The 15,658-nt window shown below is 68.4% G+C and carries 15 protein-coding genes; 8 read left to right on the top strand and 7 right to left on the bottom strand.

Going from position 1 to position 15,658, the window contains the following annotated elements; all coding sequences use genetic code 11:
* Positions 1–36 precede the first annotated feature (36 nt).
* Both R2707_19170 and R2707_19165 read right to left on the bottom strand, forming a co-directional pair.
* Positions 37–612 carry a TetR/AcrR family transcriptional regulator gene (locus R2707_19170; protein MEZ5247216.1) on the bottom strand — a complete coding sequence of 192 codons (576 nt, stop codon included), beginning with the start codon at positions 610–612 and terminating at the stop codon, positions 37–39.
* A complete protein-coding gene (locus R2707_19165; GenBank protein MEZ5247215.1) occupies positions 609–2,165 on the bottom strand; it encodes an MFS transporter in 1,557 nt (518 codons plus the stop codon). The genes R2707_19170 and R2707_19165 overlap by 4 nt, the downstream gene beginning before the upstream one ends.
* A 108-nt stretch (positions 2,166–2,273) precedes the next feature.
* On the opposite strand from R2707_19165, the gene R2707_19160 reads away from it, so the two are divergent.
* A complete protein-coding gene (locus R2707_19160; GenBank protein ID MEZ5247214.1) occupies positions 2,274–2,666 on the top strand; it encodes a hypothetical protein in 393 nt (130 codons plus the stop codon).
* Here R2707_19160 and R2707_19155 read toward each other — a convergent pair.
* Positions 2,663–3,370, bottom strand: coding sequence for a M23 family metallopeptidase (locus tag R2707_19155; GenBank protein ID MEZ5247213.1), 708 nt, complete (start codon positions 3,368–3,370; stop codon positions 2,663–2,665). The two genes, R2707_19160 and R2707_19155, sit on opposite strands and share 4 nt — an antisense overlap.
* 223 nt (positions 3,371–3,593) lie before the next feature.
* Between R2707_19155 and R2707_19150 the strand changes: the two genes are divergently transcribed.
* From R2707_19150 to R2707_19135, 4 genes are read left to right on the top strand one after another with little or no spacing between them, the layout of a single operon-like run.
* Positions 3,594–4,331, top strand: a complete 738-nt coding sequence (locus R2707_19150; protein MEZ5247212.1) for a DUF2071 domain-containing protein — start codon at positions 3,594–3,596, stop codon at positions 4,329–4,331.
* Positions 4,332–4,380: 49 nt separating this feature from the next.
* Complete coding sequence (locus tag R2707_19145; GenBank protein MEZ5247211.1) at positions 4,381–5,280, top strand: alpha/beta fold hydrolase; 900 nt, start codon at positions 4,381–4,383, stop codon at positions 5,278–5,280.
* 55 nt (positions 5,281–5,335) lie between these two features.
* The gene (locus tag R2707_19140) at positions 5,336–7,252 is read left to right on the top strand and encodes a DUF2867 domain-containing protein (protein ID MEZ5247210.1); all 1,917 of its coding nucleotides are present in this window, start codon (positions 5,336–5,338) and stop codon (positions 7,250–7,252) included.
* A gap of 51 nt (positions 7,253–7,303) precedes the next feature.
* Complete coding sequence (locus tag R2707_19135) at positions 7,304–7,759, top strand: SRPBCC family protein (GenBank protein ID MEZ5247209.1); 456 nt, start codon at positions 7,304–7,306, stop codon at positions 7,757–7,759.
* Between the two features lie 9 nt (positions 7,760–7,768).
* Here the strand turns inward: R2707_19135 and R2707_19130 are convergent, their stop codons facing one another.
* Positions 7,769–9,283: a cryptochrome/photolyase family protein gene (locus tag R2707_19130; GenBank protein ID MEZ5247208.1), complete on the bottom strand. Its 1,515-nt coding sequence runs from the start codon at positions 9,281–9,283 to the stop codon at positions 7,769–7,771.
* A 398-nt stretch (positions 9,284–9,681) separates the two neighbouring features.
* Here R2707_19130 and R2707_19125 point away from each other — a divergent pair, with 398 nt between their 5' ends.
* Complete coding sequence (locus R2707_19125; protein MEZ5247207.1) at positions 9,682–10,008, top strand: SDR family NAD(P)-dependent oxidoreductase; 327 nt, start codon at positions 9,682–9,684, stop codon at positions 10,006–10,008.
* Positions 10,009–10,112: 104 nt separating this feature from the next.
* The gene (locus tag R2707_19120; GenBank protein ID MEZ5247206.1) at positions 10,113–11,312 is read left to right on the top strand and encodes an amidohydrolase family protein; all 1,200 of its coding nucleotides are present in this window, start codon (positions 10,113–10,115) and stop codon (positions 11,310–11,312) included.
* 46 nt (positions 11,313–11,358) lie between these two features.
* Here R2707_19120 and R2707_19115 read toward each other — a convergent pair whose 3' ends face one another.
* Together R2707_19115 and R2707_19110 are read right to left on the bottom strand one after the other, a co-directional pair.
* Positions 11,359–11,865 (bottom strand): hypothetical protein, encoded by a 507-nt coding sequence (locus R2707_19115; protein MEZ5247205.1) that lies wholly within the window; start codon positions 11,863–11,865, stop codon positions 11,359–11,361.
* A 102-nt stretch (positions 11,866–11,967) separates the two neighbouring features.
* Positions 11,968–12,315, bottom strand: a complete 348-nt coding sequence (locus R2707_19110) for a hypothetical protein (protein ID MEZ5247204.1) — start codon at positions 12,313–12,315, stop codon at positions 11,968–11,970.
* Positions 12,316–12,449: 134 nt separating this feature from the next.
* On the opposite strand from R2707_19110, the gene ppdK reads away from it, so the two are divergent.
* Positions 12,450–15,179: a pyruvate, phosphate dikinase gene (gene ppdK / locus R2707_19105; protein ID MEZ5247203.1), complete on the top strand. Its 2,730-nt coding sequence runs from the start codon at positions 12,450–12,452 to the stop codon at positions 15,177–15,179.
* Here the strand turns inward: ppdK and R2707_19100 are convergent.
* Positions 15,157–15,609 (bottom strand): pyridoxamine 5'-phosphate oxidase family protein, encoded by a 453-nt coding sequence (locus tag R2707_19100; protein MEZ5247202.1) that lies wholly within the window; start codon positions 15,607–15,609, stop codon positions 15,157–15,159. The two genes, ppdK and R2707_19100, sit on opposite strands and share 23 nt — an antisense overlap.
* Positions 15,610–15,658: the final 49 nt, after the last annotated feature.

Genomic DNA, 15,658 nt, shown 5'->3' with positions numbered 1-15,658 from the left:
AACGGCACGAACCGAGTATCGCGCCCGAGGCACCCGTCAGGCGGGTGGCGGTCCGAGGACCGCGTCGACCACGCGGTCGATGTCGGCGGCCGGGAACGACGATCCGGTCATCAGCCGTCGGTAGAAGATGGGACCCACGAGCAGCTCGGCGGCCAGCTCCGGCTCGAGCGACGAGTCGATGTCGCCGACCGCCTGCCCCTCGATCACCATGTCGATGAGCACCTTGCGACGACTCGCACTGAACCGATGCAGAAAGTCGCGCACCGCGGGGTAGTACCGGGCCGCGCTCACCATGGAGGGAAGGCACGAGGCGCCCACATTGGCGTCGTCGCCCACGTAGTCGGCGAGCGACCTGAGCAGTTGGGTCAGGCGTTCCCGCGGCGGCGCCGCTTCGTCGAAGGTCATGGTGGCCTTGACCATCTCGAGGGCCGACTCGACGATCTCGAGCTTGCCCGCCCAGTGCCGATAGATCGTCGCCTTCGACACGCCGGCCCGCTTCGCGATGCCCTCGACGGTCATCGCGCCGTAGCCGACCTCGGCCATCTCCTCGAGTGCCGCCTCGGCGATGACCCGCCGCGACCGCTCGATTCGAGGATCGAGCTCCGCGGTCATGGCGCGCCCGGTGCCTGACGACCCGTGACGACGACGATCACGCCGATGACCGCGGCGACGACCGCCGCGGCGAGCAGCGAGTTGCCGAAGGCGATGGTGAAGGCGTCGCCGGCGGCGTCGTGGAGCGCGATGCCGATGTCGTTCGGGAGCGATGTCGCGACCTGCACCGCGGCGCCGACCGATTCACCGGCGGCCGCGGCCGCATCCGCCGGCAGCGCCGCGATCACGTTCTCGTCGATGTTGGCCCGGTATGCCGAGTTGGCGATGGAACCGAGCATCGCGATCCCCAGTGCGCCACCGACCTCCCGGGTCGTGTCGTTCACCGCCGAGCCGACACCGGCCTTGTTGAGCGGTACCGCCGACATGATCGACCCGGTGGCCGGCGCGACCGTGATGCCCATACCGATCCCCAACAGCATCAGGGCGCCGGCGATCAGGAGGTACGACGACGAACGGTCGACGGTGCTCATCACCGAGAAGCCCACCGCCACGAACCCGAAGCCGGCGGCCATGACCTTCGGGGCGCCGAGCTTCTCGCTGAGCGCCGCGCTCCGGGGAGAGACCAGGACGAGCATGGCGGCGAGCGGCAGCGTGGCGACGCCGGAGTCGAGCGGCGAGTAGTCGCGCACGAACTGGAGGAACTGCGTCATCAGGAAGAAGAAGCCGAACATCACGCCGAACGCGAAGGTCACCACGCCCGACCCCATCGAGAAGCTGCGATTGCGGAAGTACGACATCGGGAGCATCGGGTGTTCGGCCCGCAGCTCCCATCGCACGAAGCCGCCGAGCGCGACCGCCGAGACGACGGCGGCGGCCAGGACTTCGGTGCTCGTCCAGCCCTTCACCGGGCCTTCGATGATCGCGTAGAGCAGCGCGGCGAGCCCGACGATGGAGAGGATCGCACCGATCGGGTCGAGCGGCGTCGCTTCGTCGTCCTTCGATCGCGGCGACCAGATCGTCACGGCGCTGAACACGCCGACGACGAGGACGACGTTCACGAGGAACGCGGCCCCCCACCAGTACGCCGGGAACACCCACCAGTCGGTGAGCAGGAATCCGACGACCAGCGGGCCGAGGGCACCACCGGCCCCGGCGAAGCCGGCCCACACGGCGATGGCCTTCCCACGCTCCTGGGGCGGGAAGACGGCGGTGACGATCGAGAGGGTGGACGGCATGACGAACGCGGCGCCGATGCCCATGATGATCCGGGCAGCGATGACCCACCCGACGGAATCGACGACGGTACCGAGCAGCGAACCCACACCGAACAGCAGCAACCCGCCCTGGAGCGCCCGCTTGCGGCCGAAACGGTCACCGATCGCGCCGGCCGAGAGCAGTAGGCCGGCGAAGATGATCGCGTAGGAGTCGATGATCCACTGGAGGTCGGCCGCCGTGGCCCCGAGGCTGCGCTGGATCGACGGAATGGCGACGTTGAGTCCCGACACGGCCATGACGACCATGACCAGGCTCAGACACATGATGCCGAGCAGGAACCACCGCCGATCCCTGATCTCGGGTTGCTCGTGGAGGGGAATATCTGCGGTCACGGTCATGGTCGTGAAACGTAATCGTTTCGATACTGAACGCCAACGTTTCGTTTTGTGTCGGAAGGCAACCGCCGCCCCGGCGTGGGAAGCTGCGCGCCGACCCCGAGGTGCGCCGTGTTCTTCCCCTACCGACTCGATCCCCGCTACCGAGTGCTCCTGCGCCCCCTCGGTGTCGGGAAACGCGACGGCGTCACCCTCACCGACTCGTCATTCGTCGCGACATTCGGCCGCGCCCGGCTCGAGACGCCGATGACCAACGTGACCGGCGCCCACGCGACCCACGACTACACATGGTGGAAGGCGGTCGGCATGCGCCTGTCGTTCGCCGACGACGGTCTCACCTTCGGCACCGCGACGCACGGGGGCGTCTGTGTGCACTTCGCCGAACGGGTCCACCGGGTCATCGGTTTCAAGGACCACTCCGCCCTGACCGTCACCGTCGACGATCTCGACGGGCTCGTCGCAGCCATTCTCGACCGCGTCGCCGAAGGCGACAACGAAACCTAGATCGCGTCCAGTTTCGCGTGGCGCCAGAGACGCACCTCGCTCCACCGCTGCGAGACGGTCGGTGCCCCACAGTTGGTCGAGACGACCGCCGGGCTCGGATGACCCGGCGTGGCGACCAGCTCCTGGCCCTCCAGCACGACCGGGATGTGGTTCGACCTCGGCAGTTGGTACCAGGCCGAGTCCTCGAACTCGGCGCTGTCCCAGTACTCCAGATGCAGATGCGGCCCGGTGACCCGACCGGTCGCCCCGAGGAGGCCGATGACCTCTCCGGTGGTCACGGCGGCGCCGATCTCGGCGAGATGCTCCGGAATCGAGCTCTCGACGAGATGGATGTAGCGAACGGTGATGTCGCCGTAGTCGATCTCGATGTAGGTCCCGGCGTGATTGTTGTACCCGGTCTGCTTGAACCAGACGACGACCCCGTCGCCCTGGGCGAGAATCGGTTGGCCGAGGTCGGTGCCGGTGTCGCCGACCTGGTTGAGGTCGAGGTTCCAGTTGTTCGAACCGTGACCGGCATACGTGGACCCCTGCCACTCGGTCCCGCAGGCGAACGGTGCGAGGAGTCCGGTCGGCGGCGGCAGCTCGTCGTCGACCGGGGTCTTGGGCCCGCCGCGGGCCGCCACCGGTGCCATCGACGAGAAGGAGACGGCGACGACGAGTACTGCGGCGCTGAGCGCACGCGGGAGCGGGAATGAGATCGACATGGCAGGGCCCTCCAGGGGTTCCACGCTGGTTCGACCGCATCCGTCCTGGACTTGACGGCTTCTTCGTCACCTCGCCGTGATATTCGTCACATGAATGTCATGAACCGTCGTCGTCCGACGACACGGCGCATCCACCCGGCATTCGTCTGCCGTAGTCACCGACAATGGACGCGACCACCGCCCTCGTGCTCTGCCTGACCGGCGGCGTCGACACGGCCTCGACATGACCGATCTCCTGTTGCCGCCGCTCGAGGCCGCACCGATCGATCGACCCGTGATGACCCAGTTCTGGGCCGATGTCACCTTTCTCCACTGGCGCTACGACCCGACCATGGTCCAGTCGCTGCTACCACCGGGGGTCGAGGTCGACGTGTTCGACGGTGCAGCGTGGGTCGGCCTGGTGCCGTTTCGCATGGAACGGCTCGGGTTCGGCACGCTCCCGCCGGTCCCCCGCCTGGGCACGTTCCCCGAGGTCAACGTCCGCACCTATGTCCGCGCCGGCGACCATCGCGGCGTGTGGTTCTTCTCGCTCGACATCGACCTGCTCCTCCCGATGCTCGTCGCCCGAGGCTGGTACCACCTGCCCTACTGCGTCGGCGACGTCCGCCACGAACGGGCCGGCGACCGGATCACCACCCATGTGTCGCGCCGTCGGCCCCGCACGGCGACCGGAGCGACGACGGATCTCGAGGTCGTGGTCGGTTCGGCATCCGCGACCGGTCCGCTCACCGACTTCCTGACGTCGCGATGGGGCCTCGTCGCTCCCGGACGGGGCGGACGCCTCCGCTGGGCGGCGGTCGACCATCCCGAATGGCAGCTCTATCGGGCCCGCGTCGACCGCATCGCGGACTCGCTCGTCGAAGCGGCCGGACTCCCCGCCCCGGACGGTCCGGCCCATGCGATGTACTCGCCGGGCGTGCCCGTCCGGGTCGGGCTCCCCCGCCGCATCGCCGCCAGCTGAGGGACGTTCGACCCGAGCGTTTCGCGGCCCGCCGATGCACACTTGCGCCATGGAGACCGTTGCGCTCTCACACGTCAGGATCCACGGACACGACGTCCGCTATCGCCGAGCGGGGAGCGGCGAGACCATCATCTTGATCCATGGGCTCGCCGGCAGCTCGCTGACCTGGCAGCACGTCATGGGTCCGCTCTCGGAGCACTACGACGTGATCGCGCCGGACCTCCTCGGACACGGCGAATCGGCCAAGCCGATGGGCGACTACTCGCTCGGCGCGATGGCCAGCGGCCTACGTGACCTTCTGGCCATCCTCGGTGTCGAGAGCGCCACGATCGTCGGACAGAGCTTCGGCGGCGGTGTCGCCATGCAGCTCGCGTATCAGCATCCGGACCTGTGCGATCGGCTGGTACTCGTGGGCTCCGGCGGACTCGGTCGCGAAGTCAGCTGGATCCTGCGCCTGTGCAGTCTCCCCGGCGCCGAACAGCTGATGCCGCTGGTCTTCCCCCGCCCCGTCGTCGGCATCGGCACGGCGATCGGCGCGTTCCTGCACGATCGCGGCCTGCGGGCGCCGCTCGTCGGCGAGATGTGGCGGGCCTACGCGTCGCTGGCCGGCGCTGAGAACCGCAAGGCGTTCGTGCGCACGATGCGCGGCGTGATCGAACCGGGCGGGCAGACCGTCAGCGCCCTCGATCGGCTCTACCTGGCCGCCAACATCCCCACACTGATCGTCTGGGGCGACCACGACGCCATCATCCCGCTCGAGCACGCCTACGCCGCCCACGAGGCCATCGCCGGATCCCGACTCGAGATCCTCGAGGGCGTCGGTCACTTCCCGCACGCCGAGGCCCCCGAGCAGTTCGTCGAGATCCTGTGCGACTTCCTCGCGTCGACCGAACCCGGTCCGGTCTCCGAGACCCACCTGCGCGACGCACTGCTCCACGCCGCGGGCTGACACCCCGGCACGGATCGGCGCATCCGATGTGCCACTCCACCACGTAGGACTCGATGTGCACCCCTCCCCCGATCCCCGTGGCCTGGTTCTGGTCACCGGCGCGTCCGGCTATGTGGGCGGGCGCCTCGTCGGCGCGTTGCTCGAGGCCGGCTATCGAGTCCGGTGCCTCGCCCGCACACCGAAGAAGCTGGACCGCGCACCGTGGCGATCCGAGGTCGAGGTGATCGAGGGCGACATCGAGGGTGACCTCTCGGCCGCCGTCGACGGGGTGGACGTCGTCTACTACCTCGTCCACAGCATCGGCGAGGGCGCCGACTGGTCCAAGCGGGAGTCCGCCGGTGCCGCCAACCTACGCGACGCGGCCACGAAGGCCGGCGTGCAGCGCATCGTCTATCTCGGCGGACTCGGCGACGCGTCGGGCGATGAACTCTCGACCCATCTCGAGAGCCGCCACGCGGTGGGGCGGGTCCTGGCCGACGGCCCGGTTCCGGTCACCGAACTCCGAGCCGCGGTGATCATCGGCGCCGGCAGCGCCAGCTTCGAGATGCTGCGCTACCTCGTCGAGGTCCTGCCGGTGATGGTCACGCCGAAGTGGGTCGACACGCGCTGCCAACCGATCGCGATCCGCGACGTCATCCGTTATCTCGTCGAGGTGCTCGAGACCGAGGATACCGCTGGTCGGGTCCTCGAGATCGGCGGTCCGGAAGTCCTGACCTATCGGGAGATGATGGCCATCTACGCCGAGGAGGCGGGCCTGCGCAAGCGGCTGGTGATCCCCGTCCCGGTTCTCACCCCCCGACTCTCCTCGCACTGGGTCGGCCTTGTCACCCCGCTTCCCCGATCGCTGGCCCGTCCACTCGTCGGCAGCCTCGTCAACGAGGTCATCGTGAACGACCCGGCCATCGTCGAGCTGTGCCCGGGCGAACGTTCGACCTATCGCACCGCGGTGTCCCGAGCCCTCGACCGCACCCGCCACCACGAGGTGGCGACCCGATGGACCGGAGCCCAGAGCACGACCCTCGCCGGCACGCTCCCGACCGACCCCGACTGGGCGGGCGGCGCCGTGCTGATGGACGAGCGAGAGCGGTTCGTCGACGCAACCCCACAGGCCGCCCATCGCGTGGTCTCCCGGATCGGCGGCGAGCGGGGCTGGTACGCCTCCGACGGTCTCTGGGCGATCCGCGGCCTGGCCGACAAGCTCGTCGGCGGCCCTGGCATGCGCCGCGGCCGACGTGACCCCGAGGAACTGTTCGTCGGTGATCCCGTCGACTTCTGGCGGGTCGAGGCCATCGAGCCAGACACGCAACTCCGTCTGCGAGCCGAGATGCGCCTGCCGGGCGTGGCCTCCCTCGAGTGGCGCATAGAACCGGCGCCCGACTCCGAGCACGGCCCTCGATGCCGGATCCGTCAGACCGCGGTGTTCGTCCCGAGAGGCCTGTGGGGACGCGTCTACTGGTACAGCGTGGCGCCGTTCCACCACTTCGTCTTCCCCGGCCTCCTCGACGGCATCGCCGCCGATGCCGAAGCGGAGGCCGATCATCCGGACCCGGGAGCCGGTCGCACCAGACAGGGTCGAAGGTCACGGGTCAGCCGTCGACGAAAGGGTTACGTTGCGCCCATGTCCTCGAACGCTGTGCCCTCGAACGCTGTGCCCTCGAACGACGCTGAGATCCGTGCCTCGCTGGAGGCCGAGCGGACCCAGCTGCTGGTCCAGATCGACGAGCTGACCGTCGGCGGCGAGATCGACCTCGATTTCGACGACGACTTCGCCGATCGAGGTCAGGTCGCCGGCGAACAGGGCGAGAACCAGGTGCTGGCCCACACGCTGCAGACCCAGCTGACGATGGTCGAACGCGCCATCGGTCGAATCGACGACGGCACCTATGGCACGTGCTCGGTGTGCGGAACGACCATCGGTGCGGAGCGCCAGGCCGCGCTGCCGGCAACCGACCGCTGCATCGAACACGCCTGAGCGTCGTCGTCCGTTTCCATCCGACCGCCGACAGGCTCTAGCGTCCGCACCATGACGTTCGACATCGAAGTGACCCGAGAGATCAAGGCCTCACCCCAGGCGGTCTACGCCGCCATCACCGACGTGACCCGCATGGGCGAGTGGTCGCCGGAGACCTACGCAGCGGAGTGGAACGAGGGGTTCGACGGGCCGGCCATGGGGGCAACCTTCACCGGCCACAACCGCAACGGCGACGCCGAGTGGTCCACCACCGCCACCATCGTCGAGCTGGTCGAGAACGAGCGATTCTTCTTCGACTGCGACATGAACGGCTTCGTCTTCGCGAAGTGGGGCTACGCGATCGAGCCGACCGACGACGGCTGCCGGATCACCGAGTACAGCACCAACCTCATCCCCGAGGAGATGCGCGAGGCGAGCGCCGGGATCTCCGGAGTTGCCGACCGCGGCATCCACAACCGCTCGACGATGACCACCACGCTCGACCGCCTCGCCGCTGCGCTCGAGTAGCCGTCGGCGCTACAGCTCGCCGCGATCGAGCCGCTCGAGCACCTCGGCGGCTCGAACGCGAGTGGCGTCGAGATCGGAGAGGCGACGCATTCCCGCCAGCTGTCGCGCCATGCGGTGGTTGGTTGCGAGATCGGCTTCGTTGCGGGCAAGGAAGTCCCAGTAGAGCGAGGTGAACGGACACGCATTCTCGCCGGTTCGCTTGGCCGGATCGAACCGACAGTCGCGGCAGTAGTCGCTCATCCGGTTGAGGTACGCACCACCCGAGGCATACGGCTTGGTCGCCATTTCCCCGCCGTCGGCGTGGAGCGCCATTCCGATGACGTTGGGCACCATCACCCATTCGGCGCCATCGATGAATGTCACGCGCATCCATTCGCTCAATGCCCACGGCTCGACCCCGGCGGTGAGGGCGAGGTTGCCGAGCACCATCAACCGTTGGATGTGATGGCCGTAGGCACGGGCATGGAGCCCGGCGACGGTCGCCTCGACGCAGGCCATCTCGGTCGATGCCTCGCCGGTGAACGACGGGGGCACCGGGCGGTGGGCGCCGTGCGCGTTGCGGGTGCGATAGTCGGCGCCCCAGTACCAGTAGAGGCACCACACGTACTCCCGCCAGCCGATCACTTGGCGGATGAATCCCTCGACGCTGTTGATCGGCGCCCCGCCCTCCCGGTAGCGGACCTCCACGGCCCGCACCACCTCGTCGGGATGGAGCAGCCCGAGGTTGAGCGAGCTGCTGAGCACGCTGTGGGCGAGCTTCCATTCGCCGGCGAGCATCGCATCTTCGTGGGGGCCGAACGGAGCGAGCGCGTGTTCGACGAACTCCCCGAGCCGCACGAGCGCCTGCTCGCGGGTCACGGGCCAGAGGCCGTCGGGGCCATCGCCCCAACACGTCACCTCGGGATCGGCATCGAGACCGGCCAGCACGGCGTGATCGATCTCGTCGAGCTCGAAACGCGTGACACCCGGCCACGACCGGCCGTCCTTCGGTGGTCGTTCGCGATTGTCGTGGTCGAAGTTCCAGTCGCCGCCGGCCGGCTCGTCGCCGTCCATGAGCACATCGAGACGTCGCCGCTGCCAACGGTAGAAGTCCTCCATCCGCAGCTGGGTGCGGGCGCCGGCCCAGTCGGCGAAGTCGGCGGCAGCGGTCAGGAAGTAGTCGTGGTCCACCAGTTCGACGCCGAGGGCCGTCAGGCGGTCGCAGCCGTCGATGCTCGACGGGCGCGCGGCCAGAACCCGGCTCCCGGGATGGTCGGCTCGATGCGCGGCCAGCCCGGCGGCGAGATCCGCACTGCGGCGGTAGTCGACATCGAACCCTTCGGCTCGCAATTCCTCGGCGAGGTGCCGCATGGCCGACAGCACCAGGTGGAGGCGCTGACGATGCCATCGTTGCCCCCGCACCAGCGCGGCGCTCTCGACGAACAGCACCCGACAATCGCCCGGACCCGAGTCGCCGAGCGGCCCGTGCCGACGAGACAGCTGGTCGCCGAGCACCCACACGGTCGCAAGATCGAGGTCGCCCATCGGCCCATCTTGACCTGCGTTCGTGTCGGTGCCGCATCCGTGGACCATCGTCGCCCCGTCGCGCGGACATGGAGCTCGGCGAGGACGCGACATGATCGATCGGATCAGGGACCGTGTGGTCGGTTCGACGACCGAGTTGTTCTCGCACGGACCCCAACCCATGTCGAATGACGCCACCACCCCCCATCCGATCGCCGGTGCCTCCGTTCTGATCGCGGGAGCCACCGGCGGTCTGGGGAGTGCGTTGGCGGGAGAACTCCATCGTCGGGGCGCGATCCTCACGTTGGCCGCGCGCCACCTCGACCGTCTCGAGGCACTCCCCGTGTCCGGTGCGCGCGTGACCGCCGATCTGCGAACCCCGGCGGAATGCGTGCGGGCCGTCGACGCGACGATCGCCCATGGCGGCCGAGCGGATCGAGCACGGCGGCGCGATGGTCAACATCTCCGGCGTGATCGCCGAACGAAACCTGCCGGGAATGGCCGCCTACGGTGCGTCGAAGGCTGCGCTGCGGTCCTTCGACGACGCGCTCGTCCGTGAGTTCCGACGGTCGAGGGTGCGGGTGCTCGATGCCCGGCCGCCCCACACGGAGACGGGTCTGGCGAGCCGGGCGATCGAGGGCACCGCACCGGCGTTCCCGGAGGGGCTGCGCCCGGACGATGTCGCCGTGACGATCTGCGATGCTCTCGAACAGGGTCTGACCGACCTTCCGAGCACCGCCTTCTGACGACACTGTCCACCACGGCTTCGCACGCGGCCGGCTCGGCCGTTAGAGTGCTTCTAACAGTCATGTCACCTTTGGCCGACGAGGCCTCAGCAGGGGGAACCACGATGCCGTCACGAGAACTCGACTTCCCGGTGTTCGATGCCGACAACCACATGTACGAGCCGCCGGACGCTTTCACCAAGTTCCTCCCCGACAAGTACCAGGGCGTGGTGCGCTACGTGGAGGTCAACGGCCGCACGAAGATCGCGCTCAAGGGCCAGATCAGCGAATACATCCCGAACCCGACATTTCGCAAGGTCGCGGCGCCGGGTGCGCAGGAGGAGTTCTTCAAGAACGGCAACCCGGAGGGCAAGTCCCGCCGCGAGATGCTCGGCAAGGCGATCGAATCGCCGCCCGCCTACTTCGAGCCCGGCCCCCGCATCGAGCTGATGGACGAGCTCGGCATCGACCGGGCCCTCATGTGGCCGACGCTCGCCAGCCTCCTCGAGGAACGGCTCCGCAACGACCCGTCGACCGTCCATGTGATCATCCACGCGCTCAACCAGTGGATGCACGAGACATGGACGTTCAACTTCGACGACCGGATCTTCGCCACACCCGTGATCCACCTGGGCATCGTCGACCGGGCCATCGAGGAACTCGAGTGGGTCCTCGAACGTGGCGCCAAGATCATCCTCGTCCGTCCTGCGCCCGTGTTCGGCCTCGAAGGACCACGGTCGTTCGCGCTCCCCGAGTTCGATCCGTTCTGGAAGCTCGTGGAGGAGGCCGGCATCGTCACCGGCATGCACGCGAGCGACAGCGGCTACACCCGCTACTCGAACGAGTGGGAAGGCATCCGCGACGAGTTCACGCCGTTCACCGACAGCAGCGGCTTCGAGGCACTGTCAGGCTCACACGGTCGGGCGATCACCGACACGATCTCGTCGGCGATCGGACACGGACTCTGCACCCGCTTCCCGGGGCTCAAGCTCGCCCCCGTCGAGAACGGCTCCAACTGGGTCCGGCCGCTCGTCGCCCGCATGCACGACGCCTACGACTTCAACCCACACAGCTGGGACGAGCATCCCTTCGAGACCTTCAAGCGCTGCGTCTACGTGCACCCGTTCCACGAGGACGACCCCATCGGCCTCATCGACCTGATCGGCGCCGACAACGTGCTCTTCGGGTCCGACTACCCCCATCCCGAGGGGATGTCCGATCCGATCTCGTTCGTCGACGATCTCGAGGGGCTGAGCCAGGAAGACGTCGCCAAGGTCATGGGCGGCAACCTCGCCCGCATCATGGGCGTCGGCGTGCCCGCCTGAGCGCCCGGATCAACCGGGCGTCTACGACGCTGGGTTGATCGGGCGTCTACGACGCCGTGTTGATCGCCCGCACCAGCTGGGCCTTCGTCATCGACGACCGACCGCTGATCCCGAGCCGGGTCGCCTCGGCCGAGAGCTCGGCCTTGCTCCATTTCGAGCTGGCCTTGCCGGCCGGCTTCGGCGCGGGCGTCTTCGCCGCGGCCTTCTTCTTGGCTGGCGTCCTCTTGGCTACGGCCTTCTTCGCCGGCTTCTTCTTCGGCGCACGACCCGTCACCCGACCGGCGCTCTCGGAGAGCGACTCGACCGCCTCACGGGTGGTCTCCAAGGCCTGCTCGGACATGGTGGCGAGCCGTTTGCGCATCGAGGCGTTCATCTCGCGCAGCCGGGCGATGGTCTCCGCCACCTCCTCGGGCACCTGCTCCTGGAGATCGTCGAGCGCCTTGTTGGCCCGCTGCTCCAACTCGCTGAGCTGCTTCTCGATCTCGGCGACGAGATCGCGGTACGACGTCTCGACGTCCTTGAACTGTTCTTGGAGCCTCTCCTTGACCGACATGTCGCTTCTCCCTCGGGGGTGGTTGGAACTACTGCCGTCAGCGTCGCGGCCAGCGGGAGCGACGGCGAGTGCCGTAGGTCCCGATGTCGGTGCCGTGACGACTCAGGCGGGTTGATCCGCCGGCGACCTGTCGATCGGCATCGTCAGCGTGGCGGGATCACGGTCGAAGGCGACGACGGCCCGAAACGGGGCGCCCTCCTCGCGGTGCACCCCGCCCGGGTCGGCCTGGATCGAGCAACCGGCCGTGAGCTCGAAGCTCGAACCGGACTCGACGTCGGTGATCCGCACCGACCCGTCGACGACGAAGACCTTCGCGCCGAAGTCGTGCCAGTGATCGATCCCGCTCGGCTCGAGGTCGAACGCCAGCGGGACGAGCCCTTCGGCCTCGGCGAGAGCGATCGCCTCGGCCTCCGTCGTGAATTCTCCGGTCCTGAGCACAACCTGCCGCATGCGCGTCTCCTCGTATCGAAGCTCGACGCTACCGCACCACCGGATCGCGTGTCCTCGGACATGACCTTCGACCCTGGCCGCACGTGGTCGGGACGTCGAGCATCGAAGGGAGACCGACCGCACTGCGAGGATGAATGGAAACCAAGTGGCTCTACGCGTTCGACGAGATCGACGCGGCGCAGGCTGCGGTCGACGGTGACTGGGACCGCACCCGAGGTCTGCTCGGCGGGAAGGGCGCGAACCTCGGCGACATGACCCGCCTGGGCATCCCCGTGCCCCCCGGGTTCACCATCACGACCAGAGCCTGCAACGCCTACAACGACCTCGGCGGCCAACTCCCTCCCGGTCTCTGGGATCAGGTCGTCGCTGCCGTAGCCGACCTCGAGCGGTCGACCGGGAAAGGGTTCGGCGATCCCGCGCGACCCCTCCTGCTGGCCTGTCGCTCGGGCGCCAAGTTCTCGATGCCGGGAATGATGGACACCGTGCTCGACATCGGGCTCAACGACGAGGTGGTCGCCGCCATGATCGCGGCGGGAAGCGACGAACGATTCGTCCTCGACTCCTACCGTCGGCTCATCCAGATGTTCGGCGGCGTCGTTCTCGGCGTCAGCGACGAGGCCTTCGAGTCTGTTCTGGCCGAAGCCCGCGAGCGCGTCGGCGCGACCGACGACTCTTCGCTCGACGCCACCGAACTGAGCACGGTGATCGAGGCGTTCAAGGAGATCATCGCCAAGCGGTCGCCCCAGCCGTTCCCGACCGACCCGATGTCGCAACTGCGCATGTCGGTCGAAGCGGTCTTCGACAGCTGGCGGGGCAAGCGGGCCCACGACTATCGCGTCGCCGCCCACATCGCCCACGATCTGGGTACTGCGGTCAACATCGTCACGATGGTCTTCGGCAACACCGGCGACGACTCCGCCACCGGCGTCGCGATGAGTCGTGATGCCACCACCGGCGAACCGCGCCTCGAGGGCGACTATCTGATCAACGCACAAGGCGAGGACGTCGTCGCCGGGATCCGGCCGACCAATCCGATCGCGGAACTCGCCGACGACATGCCCACGGTGGCCGGCCAGTTCGCCGACATCGCGAAGCAGCTCGAGCTGCACTATCGCGACATGCAGGACATGGAGTTCACCGTCGAGCGCGGCAAGCTCTGGCTCCTCCAGACCCGCACCGGCAAGCGGACTGCCCAGGCCGCTGTCCGCATCGCCGTCGATCTCGCCGATGAGGGCCTCATCAGCCGTGAGGAAGCGGTGCTGCGGGTCACCCCCGACCAGATCGACTTCTTCCTCCATCCCCAGTTCGCCGGGGCGGCGGTCGACGGCGCTCACCCGTTCGCCACCGGCCTCAACGTCTCGCCCGGCGCCGCCGTCGGGGTGGTCGCGTTCGACGCCGACCTCGCCCAGCGTTGGGCGGCCGAAGGGCGCGACGTCGTGCTCGTGCGGCCCGACACCAAGCCCGACGACGTCCACGGCATGCTCGCCGCGAAGGGCATCCTCACGTCGAGCGGCGGTCGCACGAGCCACGCGGCCCTCGTCGCCCGCCAGTTCGGCCGCCCCGCCGTCGTGGGAGCGAGCGAGATCGACATCGACATCTCCGGGCGCACGATGACGGCAGGTGACACGGTCATCCACGAGGGCGACTGGATCTCGGTCGACGGCAGCACCGGCAAGGCCTACGAGGGACGGCTCGAGACGACGGATCCCGACATCGACAACGAGTGGCTGTCGACGTTGCTCGGGTGGGCCGACGAGTTCCGCACGCTGGGCGTGCGGGTCAATGCCGATGATCCCGTCGAGGCCGCTCGGGCCCGCGGCTACGGCGCCACCGGTATCGGCCTGTGTCGCACCGAGCACATGTTCTTCGGCGAGGAACGGCTCCCGATCGTGCAGCGCATGATCACCGCGCCGACCTCGGCCGAGCGCCGCGAGGCAATCGCCGCGCTCCTCCCCCTCCAACGAGGCGACTTCCGCGGTCTCTTCACCGAGATGGACGGCAATCCGGTCATCATCCGCCTGCTCGACCCACCCCTGCACGAGTTCCTGCCGAGCTTCGACGAGCTCACGAGCCGAGCCGCCGACCTGCAGATCCGCCTGATCCGGGCGGCCGATGCCGCCACCCTCGATGCGCTGGTCGAGGAACTGACCGAGGTGCGCACGATGCTCGAGCGGGTCGAGGACCTGCGCGAGAGCAACCCGATGCTCGGCACGCGTGGCGTCCGCCTCGGCCTCCGGGTGCCGGATCTCATCAGGATGCAGACGAGGGCGATCGTCGAGGCGGCGTTCGACGCACGCGACGCCGGAGCGACCGTGATCCCCGAGATCATGGTGCCGCTCGTGAGCCATGCCACCGAGATGGCCGCCGCTCGGGCGCTCATCGAAGAGGAGATGGCGGTCGTCTTCGAGGAACGGGGCGAATCCCTCGAGATCCCCATCGGCACGATGATCGAGGTGCCCCGTGCGGCGCTGACCGCCGGGGCGATCGCCCAGCACGCCGACTTCTTCTCGTTCGGCACCAACGACCTCACCCAGATGACATTGGGCATCAGTCGCGACGATGCCGAGGCGGGCTTCCTGCTCGCGTTCCAGTCGCGCGGCATCGTCGAAGCCAACCCGTTCCACACCATCGACGTCGACGGCGTCGGTCGACTGATGGAGTTGGCCATCGCCGAGGGACGAGCCGCGTCACCCGGGCTGGCCATCGGCATCTGTGGCGAGCACGGCGGCGAACCGGCCTCGATCGCACTGTGTCAACGCCTCGGCCTCGACTACGTCAGTTGCTCGGCCTACCGGGTGCCGGTCGCCCGCCTCGCCGCTGCCCACGCGGCGCTGGCCGAACTCAGCGAAGGACCCGGCCGCTGATGTCGTTCGGCTCGATCCGCACCCACATCGTCCGCCACGCCTCGCGGGCCCAGGGCACGAGTCCGATCTGCTCGAGCAGCTCGCGTTCGGCCCACTCGGTGACCTCCCTCGCGACGCCGGTCACGACCACACTCCAACCGGACCGTGCCGATTCGTCCCAGCGATCGACCTCGAAACAGACGGCCTGTTCGTCCGCCGCTGCGGCCAGCTTCATTCCCTCCAACGTCCGGAACACGATCGTTTCCTCGGACCAGGCGAAGTTGACCGGGAGGACCATCGGCGCCCCGTCGACCTGGAAACCGATCCGGCCGATCGGCGTCGACTCGATCAGCTCGATGCAGGTGGTCCGATCGAGCACGCCGGTGTGGTTGACGAGATCGATCGCCACCGGCTCGGGGGCGGCGGAATCAGGGGTGGGAGCGGGGGCCATGGCGAGTCCTTCCTGGCGGTACGAGCCCAGTGAAGACGCCGGGAACGAC

This window comes from Acidimicrobiales bacterium (assembly GCA_041394245.1).
In the GTDB taxonomy this organism is placed as follows: Bacteria; Actinomycetota; Acidimicrobiia; order Acidimicrobiales; family Aldehydirespiratoraceae; genus JAJRXC01.
The sequence above is the reverse complement of the archived record's forward strand: the minus strand, read 5'-3'. Positions and strand labels throughout refer to the sequence as shown.

Bases quoted from the DNA above. Each gene is read 5' to 3' on its own strand.
- R2707_19170 (MEZ5247216.1), bottom strand. From the start codon at position 612: ATGACCGCGGAGCTCGATCCTCGAATCGAGCGGTCGCGGCGGGTCATC.
- R2707_19165 (MEZ5247215.1), bottom strand. From the start codon at position 2,165: ATGACCGTGACCGCAGATATTCCCCTCCACGAGCAACCCGAGATCAGG.
- R2707_19155 (MEZ5247213.1), bottom strand. From the start codon at position 3,370: ATGTCGATCTCATTCCCGCTCCCGCGTGCGCTCAGCGCCGCAGTACTC.
- R2707_19150 (MEZ5247212.1), top strand. From the start codon at position 3,594: ATGACCGATCTCCTGTTGCCGCCGCTCGAGGCCGCACCGATCGATCGA.
- R2707_19145 (MEZ5247211.1), top strand. From the start codon at position 4,381: ATGGAGACCGTTGCGCTCTCACACGTCAGGATCCACGGACACGACGTC.
- R2707_19135 (MEZ5247209.1), top strand. From the start codon at position 7,304: ATGACGTTCGACATCGAAGTGACCCGAGAGATCAAGGCCTCACCCCAG.
- R2707_19130 (MEZ5247208.1), bottom strand. From the start codon at position 9,283: ATGGGCGACCTCGATCTTGCGACCGTGTGGGTGCTCGGCGACCAGCTG.
- R2707_19125 (MEZ5247207.1), top strand. From the start codon at position 9,682: ATGGCGGCCGAGCGGATCGAGCACGGCGGCGCGATGGTCAACATCTCC.
- R2707_19120 (MEZ5247206.1), top strand. From the start codon at position 10,113: ATGCCGTCACGAGAACTCGACTTCCCGGTGTTCGATGCCGACAACCAC.
- R2707_19115 (MEZ5247205.1), bottom strand. From the start codon at position 11,865: ATGTCGGTCAAGGAGAGGCTCCAAGAACAGTTCAAGGACGTCGAGACG.
- R2707_19110 (MEZ5247204.1), bottom strand. From the start codon at position 12,315: ATGCGGCAGGTTGTGCTCAGGACCGGAGAATTCACGACGGAGGCCGAG.
- ppdK (MEZ5247203.1), top strand. From the start codon at position 12,450: ATGGAAACCAAGTGGCTCTACGCGTTCGACGAGATCGACGCGGCGCAG.
- R2707_19100 (MEZ5247202.1), bottom strand. From the start codon at position 15,609: ATGGCCCCCGCTCCCACCCCTGATTCCGCCGCCCCCGAGCCGGTGGCG.